We start from the raw sequence: 6,615 nt of genomic DNA, 5'->3' as shown, positions 1-6,615 counted from the left end.
CTACATCCTCACCAAGGAAGAGGGCGGCCGCCACACCCCGTTCTTCGCGAACTACCGTCCGCAGTTCTACTTCCGCACCACCGACGTCACCGGCACGGTCGTCCTCCCCGAGGGCACCGAGATGGTGATGCCGGGCGACAACCTGAAGTTCAACGTCGAGCTGATCGCCCCCATCGCGATGGAAGACGGCCTGCGCTTCGCCATCCGTGAAGGCGGCCGCACCGTCGGCGCCGGCGTGGTGTCGAAAATCGTCGAGTAATGACGCCCCCAGTGGACGTCGCCGCGGGGCGGGTGTAATGCCCGCCCCGCACCACTTTTCCGACGGGTTCGACGTGGACCGGCAATACCGCCCGGCCGACCTCTCAACCCGAACCCTTGAAGGGGACTAACATGGCCGCCCAAAGCCAGAATATCCGCATCCGGCTCAAGGCTTTCGATTATCGCGTGCTGGATGCCAGCACCGCCGAGATCGTCAGCACCGCCAAGCGCACCGGCGCCTCTGTCCGCGGACCGATCCCGCTGCCGAACAAGATCGAGAAGTTCACCGTGCTTCGTGGACCGCACATCGACAAGAAATCCCGTGACCAGTTCGAGATCCGCACCCACAAGCGGCTGCTCGACATCGTCGATCCGACCCCGCAGACCGTGGACGCGCTGATGAAGCTCGACCTGGCCGCCGGCGTCGACGTCGAAATCAAGGTCTGAGGGGGGTGACGATGTTGCGTTCCGGAATCATCGCCAAGAAGGTGGGCATGACCCGTCTTTTCCTCGAGGACGGCAAGCAGGTCCCCGTGACCGTGCTCCAGCTCGACAACCTGCAGGTCGTGGCGCAGCGCACGGTCGAGCGTGACGGTTATACCGCCGTTCAGCTCGGTGCCGGCACCGCCAAGACCAAGCGCACCAGCGCGCCGATGCGCGGCCACTTCGCCGCCGCCAAGGTCGAGCCCAAGCGCAAGGTCGCCGAGTTCCGCGTTGCCCCCGAGAACATGATCGAAGTGGGCGAGGAAATCATCGCCGCGCACTACTTCGAAGGTCAGTTCGTCGACGTATCGGGCGTCTCCATCGGCAAAGGCTTTGCCGGTGCGATGAAGCGCCACAACTTCGGCGGTCTGCGCGCGTCCCACGGCGTGTCCGTGTCGCACCGTTCGCACGGTTCGACCGGCCAGTGTCAGGACCCGGGCAAGGTGTTCAAGGGCAAGAAGATGGCCGGTCACATGGGCGCCGCCCGCGTGACCACCCAGAACCTGCAGGTCATCAAGACCGACGCCGACCGTGGTTTGATCATGGTCAAGGGCGCCGTGCCGGGTGGCAAGGGCGGCTGGGTCACGGTCAAGGACGCCGTGAAGAAGCCGACCGGCGAGAACGTCGTGTTCCCCGCCGGCCTGCGTAGCCATGCCGAAGAAGCCAAGCGTCTCGCCGACGAGGCAGCCGCCGAGGCCCACGCCGCCGAGGAAGCCGCCGCCGAGGCCGAGCAGGCCGCGATCGACACCGCTGAGAAGGGTGAGAACAATGAAGGCTGATGCGATCAAGCTGGACGGCGCCTCCGCGGGTTCCGTCGATCTCGACGACGCGATCTTCGGTCTCGAACCGCGCGCCGACATCCTGCACCGCGTCGTGCGCTGGCAGCGCGCGCGGACCCAGCAGGGCACGCACTCGACGCTGGGCCGCTCCGAGGTCAGCTACTCGACCAAGAAGATCTACCGCCAGAAGGGCACCGGTGGCGCACGCCACGGCTCCAAGGGCGCCCCGATCTTCCGTCACGGTGGCACCTACAAGGGCCCGACGCCCCGCAGCCACGAGCACGAGCTGACCAAGAAGTTCCGCAAGCTCGGTCTCAAGCACGCCCTCTCGGCGAAGCAGAAGGCTGGCGAGCTGGTGGTTCTCGACAGCATCGAGACCGAGGGCAAGACTTCGGTGCTCGCCAAGCAGGTCGCGAATCTCGGCTGGAAGCGGGCGCTGGTCATCGACGCCGCGGCGATCAACGAGGGCTTCGCCCAGGCCGCGCGCAACATCGCCAACCTGGACGTGCTCCCCTCGATGGGTGCCAACGTCTACGACATCCTGCGCAGTGACACGCTCGTGCTCACCAAGGCGGCTGTCGAAGCTCTGGAGGCTCGTCTGAAATGAGCGTGAAACCCGAACATTACGACGTGATCCGCAAGCCGATCATCACCGAGAAGGCGACCCTGGCTTCCGAAGCCAATGCGGTGGTCTTCGAGGTGGCGATCGACGCCAACAAGCCGCAGATCAAGGAAGCCGTCGAGGCGCTGTTCTCGGTCAAGGTGAAGGCGGTCAATACCGTCGTCACCAAGGGCAAGGTCAAGCGGTTCCGCGGCACGCTGGGCACCCGCAAGGACGTCAAGAAAGCCTATGTGACGCTCGAAGAGGGCAACAGCATTGACGTCTCGACCGGTCTCTAATAGGTGACCCCATCGGTGCGGCCCCGGATTCGTCCGGGGCCGCTCCTTTTACGACAAGCCGGGGACCTTCGGGGCCCTAATCACAACCGGGCCATCCATTCGGGATCGCCCGCAAAGCAACGGAAGACACAAGCATGGCACTCAAGTCGTACAAGCCGACGACGCCGGGCCAGCGCGGGCTGGTGCTGATCGACCGTTCGGAGCTTTGGAAAGGACGCCCCGTCAAGGCCCTCACCGAGGGTCTGACGAAGTCGGGCGGCCGGAACAACACCGGACGGATCACGATGCGTCGTCGTGGTGGTGGTGCGAAGCGCCTCTACCGGATCGTCGATTTCAAGCGCAACAAGTTCGACATGCAGGCCGTCATCGCCCGCATCGAATACGACCCCAACCGCACCGCCTTCATCGCGCTGATCCAGTACGAAGACGGCGAACAGGCTTACATCCTGGCGCCGCAGCGCGTCTCGATCGGCGACAAGGTGATCGCGGGCGCCAAGGTCGACGTCAAGCCCGGCAACGCGATGCCCTTCTCGGGCATGCCGATCGGCACGATCGTCCACAACATCGAGATGAAGCCCGGCAAGGGTGGCCAGATCGCACGTTCGGCGGGCACCTATGCCCAGTTCGTCGGTCGCGATGGCGGCTACGCCCAGATCCGTCTCTCCTCGGGCGAGCTGCGTCTCGTGCGTCAGGAATGCATGGCGACGGTCGGCGCGGTCTCGAACGCGGACCACTCGAACCAGAATCTCGGCAAGGCCGGTCGCAACCGCCACTTCGGCAAGCGTCCCGCGGTCCGCGGCGTTGCGATGAACCCGATCGATCACCCGCATGGCGGTGGTGAAGGTCGGACATCGGGCGGCCGTCACCCGGTTACGCCCTGGGGCAAGCCGACCAAGGGTGCGCGCACCCGTGACAAGAACAAGGCGTCGTCGAAGCTCATCCTTCGTTCGCGCCACGCTCGCAAGAAAGGCCGTTAACACATGGCTCGTTCTGTTTGGAAAGGCCCTTTCGTCGATGCTTACGTGCTTAAGAAAGCCGAAGCGTCGCGCGAGTCCGGCCGCAACGAAGTGATCAAGATCTGGTCGCGCCGTTCGACGATCCTGCCCCAGTTCGTGGGCCTGACGTTCGGTGTGTACAACGGTCGCAAGCACATCCCCGTCAACGTCAGCGAGGACATGATCGGTCAGAAGTTCGGTGAGTATTCGCCCACCCGGACTTACACCGGCCACGCCGCTGATAAAAAAGCGAAGCGGAAGTAAGCCATGAGCAAGGACAAGAATCCCCGCCGCGTCGCCGACAACGAGGCGATGGCCAAGACCCGGATGCTGCGCACCAGCCCGCAGAAGCTCAACCTCGTTGCCGCAATGATCCGTGGCAAGAAGGTGGAGAAGGCCCTTACGGACCTGACCTTCTCGAAGAAGCGCATCGCTGCCGACGTCAAGAAGTGCCTGCAGTCCGCGATCGCGAACGCCGAGAACAACCACAACCTTGATGTCGACGAACTCGTCGTCGCCGAGGCTTGGGTTGGCAAGAACCTGATCATGAAGCGTGGTCGTCCGCGGGCTCGTGGCCGGTTCGGCAAGATCGTCAAGCCGTTCTCGGAACTCACCATCACGGTTCGTCAGGTCGAGGAGCAAGCCTAATGGGTAACAAGGTCAATCCCGTCGGCATGCGGCTCCAGGTCAACCGGACTTGGGACAGCCGCTGGTACGCCGACACCAAGGACTACGGCGATCTTCTTCTCGAAGACCTCAAGATCAAGGACTTCATCAAGAAGGAAGCAAGCAGGCCGGCATCAGCCGCGTGATCATCGAGCGCCCGCACCGCAAGTGCCGGGTCACGATCCACGCCGCGCGTCCGGGCGTCATCATCGGCAAGAAAGGCGCGGACATCGAGACGCTGCGCAAGAAGCTGGCGAACCTGACGAAGTCCGAGCTGCACCTCAACATCGTCGAGGTCCGCAAGCCCGAGCTCGACGCCGCTCTGGTGGGCGAGTCCATCGCCCAGCAGCTCGAGCGCCGGGTGTCGTTCCGTCGCGCGATGAAGCGTGCGGTGCAGAACGCGATGCGCATGGGGGCCCTGGGCATCCGTGTGAACGTCGCCGGTCGTCTCGGCGGTGCCGAGATCGCGCGGACCGAATGGTACCGCGAGGGCCGGGTGCCGCTGCATACGCTGCGCGCCGACATCGACTATGCGCTGTCTGAAGCCGTGACCCCCTATGGCATCATCGGGATCAAGGTCTGGATCTTCAAAGGCGAGATCATGGAACATGATCCGCAGGCGCGTGACCGTAAACAGGCCGAGCTGCAAGAGGGCCCCGTGCCCCGCGGCGCCGGCGGCCGCCGGTAAGGGAGGGCTGAGACATGCTTCAACCGAAGCGCACAAAGTTCCGCAAGCAGCACAAGGGCCGCATCCATGGTGAGGCCAAGGGCGGCTTCAACCTGGACTTCGGCTCCTTCGGCCTCAAGGCCGTTCAGCCCGAGCGCATCACGGCGCGTCAGATCGAGGCGGCTCGCCGCGCACTGACCCGTCACATGAAGCGTCAGGGCCGGGTCTGGATCCGGATCTTCCCGGACACGCCCGTGACCTCCAAGCCCACCGAAGTCCGGATGGGTAAGGGTAAGGGTTCGGTCGATTTCTGGGCCGCCAAGGTCAAGCCGGGCCGCGTGATGTTCGAGATCGACGGCGTTAGCGAAAGCGTCGCTCGCGAGGCCCTGCGCCTTGCCGCGATGAAGCTGCCGATCAAGACCCGCACCGTGGTCCGCGAGGACTGGTAAGCGGATCGGGGCCCGAAAGCTCCGATGAGACAGGAAGGCCCCCGCCGAGAGATCGGTGGGGGCCTTTTCATTTCGAAAGGTAACGCGGCAGGCGGGTTTGGCGCACACGCCCCGCAGTCGGCAGCGCGACGGGCTCAGCCGATCGGCGGGGCGGTGAAGAGTGTGATCTTGAGCCCGCCATGAGGCACCGCGGGCCCCCATGGGGTCACCGGCAGGCCGGTGGCACGGGCCAGACCGGGCTCGCTCGTGACGATGCCGACGCGCCAGCCGCGAAAATTGCGGCGCAGCGTTTCGCCCAGCGCGCCGTGCAGCCTGTAGAGCAGCTTCTTGTTGCCGATCCGCCCGCCATAGGGCGGATTGACGATGACGAGGCCCGGCGGGCCATCGGCCGGGGCCGCGTCGCTTATGGCAGCGTGGCCGAACGAGGCGATGTCATCGAGCCCGGCCCGCTCGGCATTGGCGCGCGCCCCCGATATGGCGCCCGCGTCGCGGTCCGATCCGGCAAAGCGCAGACCAGTGGCCCTCCCGCTGGCGGCACCATCGCGCATCCGGGCCCAGCGTTCGGCATCGAAGCTCGCCAACCGTTCGAAAGCGAAGGAGCGCGTTAGGCCGGGCGCACGGCCCGCGGCGATCCCGGCTGCCTCCAGCACGAAGGTGCCCGAGCCGCACATCGGATCGTAAACCGGCTCGCGCCCGTCATATCCGCAGGCGCGCAGGAACAGGGCCGCCAGCGTCTCGCGCATCGGGGCCTTGCCGACGAACTGCTTGGTGCCGCGCCGGTGCAGCGGCGCGCCCGAACTGTCGAGGCTGATCAGCACCTCGTTGTCCTCGATCCGCACCTTGATCGCGATGGCGCTCGCATCGGATTCCTCGCCGTCCTCCGCGCCTTGGGCGATCACGGCGCCAAAGGCTTCGAGCGCCGTTTCGATGCGCTGTTTCGCGGCGCCTGCGTGGTAGATCTTGGAGCGGCGGCAGACCACATCGACGCGCACCGTCTCGCCCGACCGCAGGACCTGCTCCCATGCGAACTTGCGCGCCCGCTTGTCAAGCTGCGCGAGGTGAAAGGCCATGAAACCGCCGATCCGCACCAGCACCCGACCCGCGCCGCGCAGTTCGAGATTGGCGCGCCAGACCTCGTTCCAGCCGCCGCGTGTGGTCACGCCCCCCGGCACCGTGGCGGGGGCATCGAAACCCTTTTCGCGCGCCTCGTCAGCCAAAAGCGTTTCAAGCCCCGGAGGGGCCTGCAGGAAGATCTCGAATATGTTGTCGGTCATGCTTGTCCCATAGCGGCATCGGCCGGCTGCCGCGACGGGTTTCTGGCGCGGGGCAGGGGGAAAGGCCGGATTTCGGATGAGCCGACAATCATGCCATTCGCGCTCCGAACAGCCCAAATATTGTGCGGTTCAGGTACTGCCCCC

At 65.3% G+C, this 6,615-nt stretch carries 10 protein-coding genes and 1 pseudogene; 10 read left to right on the top strand and 1 reads right to left on the bottom strand.

Annotation, left to right across the window (positions count from 1 at the left end; translation table 11 throughout):
• The 10 genes and pseudogenes from MBELCI_RS05720 to rplP all read left to right on the top strand — a co-directional run.
• Positions 1-259, top strand: a 259-nt coding sequence (locus MBELCI_RS05720; RefSeq protein ID WP_045319766.1) for an EF-Tu C-terminal domain-related protein, incomplete at its 5' end; no start/stop codon positions are given.
• Between the two features lie 131 nt (positions 260-390).
• A complete protein-coding gene (gene rpsJ / locus MBELCI_RS05715) occupies positions 391-705 on the top strand; it encodes a 30S ribosomal protein S10 (RefSeq protein WP_021693211.1) in 315 nt (104 codons plus the stop codon).
• Positions 706-716: 11 nt separating this feature from the next.
• Positions 717-1,520, top strand: a complete 804-nt coding sequence (gene rplC, locus MBELCI_RS05710; protein ID WP_021693210.1) for a 50S ribosomal protein L3 — start codon at positions 717-719, stop codon at positions 1,518-1,520.
• Entirely contained in the window at positions 1,510-2,127 is a 618-nt protein-coding gene (gene rplD / locus MBELCI_RS05705; RefSeq protein WP_021693209.1) for a 50S ribosomal protein L4, read from the top strand. Before rplC ends, rplD begins: the two co-directional genes overlap by 11 nt.
• Entirely contained in the window at positions 2,124-2,420 is a 297-nt protein-coding gene (locus MBELCI_RS05700; protein ID WP_021693208.1) for a 50S ribosomal protein L23, read from the top strand. The genes rplD and MBELCI_RS05700 overlap by 4 nt, the downstream gene beginning before the upstream one ends.
• A gap of 134 nt (positions 2,421-2,554) precedes the next feature.
• Positions 2,555-3,397 carry a 50S ribosomal protein L2 gene (rplB, locus tag MBELCI_RS05695; RefSeq protein ID WP_021693207.1) on the top strand — a complete coding sequence of 281 codons (843 nt, stop codon included), beginning with the start codon at positions 2,555-2,557 and terminating at the stop codon, positions 3,395-3,397.
• Between the two features lie 3 nt (positions 3,398-3,400).
• Complete coding sequence (gene rpsS, locus MBELCI_RS05690) at positions 3,401-3,679, top strand: 30S ribosomal protein S19 (protein ID WP_021693206.1); 279 nt, start codon at positions 3,401-3,403, stop codon at positions 3,677-3,679.
• Between the two features lie 3 nt (positions 3,680-3,682).
• Positions 3,683-4,063, top strand: a complete 381-nt coding sequence (gene rplV, locus MBELCI_RS05685; RefSeq protein WP_021693205.1) for a 50S ribosomal protein L22 — start codon at positions 3,683-3,685, stop codon at positions 4,061-4,063.
• Positions 4,063-4,769: pseudogene (gene rpsC, locus MBELCI_RS05680) on the top strand (30S ribosomal protein S3). Before rplV ends, rpsC begins: the two are co-directional and overlap by 1 nt.
• Before the next feature lie 14 nt (positions 4,770-4,783).
• Positions 4,784-5,197, top strand: coding sequence for a 50S ribosomal protein L16 (gene rplP, locus MBELCI_RS05675; RefSeq protein WP_021693203.1), 414 nt, complete (start codon positions 4,784-4,786; stop codon positions 5,195-5,197).
• Positions 5,198-5,331: 134 nt separating this feature from the next.
• Here rplP and MBELCI_RS05670 read toward each other — a convergent pair whose 3' ends face one another.
• Positions 5,332-6,471, bottom strand: coding sequence for a THUMP domain-containing class I SAM-dependent RNA methyltransferase (locus tag MBELCI_RS05670; protein ID WP_021693202.1), 1,140 nt, complete (start codon positions 6,469-6,471; stop codon positions 5,332-5,334).
• Positions 6,472-6,615 lie beyond the last annotated feature (144 nt).

The sequence above is a fragment of the Limimaricola cinnabarinus LL-001 genome, assembly GCF_000466965.1.
Lineage (GTDB): Bacteria > Pseudomonadota > Alphaproteobacteria > Rhodobacterales > Rhodobacteraceae > Limimaricola > Limimaricola cinnabarinus.
This window is presented reverse-complemented; position numbering and strand designations above follow the sequence as displayed.

Coding starts and splice junctions, on each gene's coding strand:
- rplP (WP_021693203.1), top strand. CDS start 4,784: ATGCTTCAACCGAAGCGCACAAAGTTCCGCAAGCAGCACAAGGGCCGC.
- MBELCI_RS05700 (WP_021693208.1), top strand. CDS start 2,124: ATGAGCGTGAAACCCGAACATTACGACGTGATCCGCAAGCCGATCATC.
- rplB (WP_021693207.1), top strand. CDS start 2,555: ATGGCACTCAAGTCGTACAAGCCGACGACGCCGGGCCAGCGCGGGCTG.
- rplC (WP_021693210.1), top strand. CDS start 717: ATGTTGCGTTCCGGAATCATCGCCAAGAAGGTGGGCATGACCCGTCTT.
- rplV (WP_021693205.1), top strand. CDS start 3,683: ATGAGCAAGGACAAGAATCCCCGCCGCGTCGCCGACAACGAGGCGATG.
- MBELCI_RS05670 (WP_021693202.1), bottom strand. CDS start 6,471: ATGACCGACAACATATTCGAGATCTTCCTGCAGGCCCCTCCGGGGCTT.
- rplD (WP_021693209.1), top strand. CDS start 1,510: ATGAAGGCTGATGCGATCAAGCTGGACGGCGCCTCCGCGGGTTCCGTC.
- rpsJ (WP_021693211.1), top strand. CDS start 391: ATGGCCGCCCAAAGCCAGAATATCCGCATCCGGCTCAAGGCTTTCGAT.
- rpsS (WP_021693206.1), top strand. CDS start 3,401: ATGGCTCGTTCTGTTTGGAAAGGCCCTTTCGTCGATGCTTACGTGCTT.